The sequence below is a fragment of the Streptomyces sp. M-16 genome (genome assembly GCF_052114405.1).
GTDB lineage: Bacteria > Actinomycetota > Actinomycetes > Streptomycetales > Streptomycetaceae > Streptomyces.
The window spans coordinates 1-797 of the sequence record NZ_JBFRER010000306.1; the positions used below are offsets into that span (position 1 = coordinate 1).

2 protein-coding genes are annotated in these 797 nt (G+C 70.1%); both read left to right on the forward strand.

From position 1 onward, the window contains the following. Window positions 1–454: sulfate adenylyltransferase subunit CysD (gene cysD, locus AB4039_RS42250; protein ID WP_442273311.1), on the forward strand; the 454-nt coding region annotated here is incomplete at its 5' end. A 2-nt stretch (window positions 455–456) separates the two neighbouring features. Then, window positions 457–797, forward strand: a 341-nt coding sequence (locus tag AB4039_RS42255; protein ID WP_442273312.1) for a GTP-binding protein, incomplete at its 3' end; no start/stop codon positions are given.

Consider the following 797-nt stretch of genomic DNA (forward strand, 5'->3'; position numbering starts at 1 on the left):
CGACGAGTTCTCCCAGTGGGACCCCCGCCGCCAGCGCCCCGAGCTGTGGCAGCTCTACAACGGCCGCCACGCCCCCGGCGAGCACGTCCGCGTCTTCCCGCTCTCCAACTGGACCGAGCTCGACGTCTGGCAGTACATCGCCCGCGAGGAGATCGAACTCCCCGAGATCTACTTCGCCCACGAACGCGAGGTCTTCCAGCGCAACGGCATGTGGCTGACGGCCGGCGACTGGGGCGGCCCCAAGGACACCGAACCGGTCCACAAGCGCCTCGTGCGCTACCGCACCGTCGGCGACATGTCCTGCACGGGGGCCGTCGACTCCGACGCCACCACGCTCGACACGGTGATCGCCGAGATCGCCGTCTCCCGCCTCACCGAGCGGGGCGCCACCCGCGCCGACGACAAGCTCTCCGAAGCCGCGATGGAAGACCGCAAGCGCGAAGGGTACTTCTAACCATGACGACCACCACCGAGCAGCTCAGCACCACCACGCTGCTGCGCTTCGCCACCGCCGGCTCCGTCGACGACGGCAAGTCCACCCTGGTCGGCCGCCTCCTCCACGACTCGAAATCCGTCCTGGAGGACCAGCTCGAAGCCGTCGAGCGGGTCTCCCAGGACCGCGGCCAGGACGCCCCGGACCTGGCGCTGCTCACCGACGGCCTGCGCGCCGAACGCGAGCAGGGCATCACCATCGACGTGGCCTACCGCTACTTCGCCACCGCCCGCCGCCGGTTCATCCTCGCCGACACCCCCGGCCACGTGCAGTACACCCGCAACATGGTCACCGGCGCCTCCAC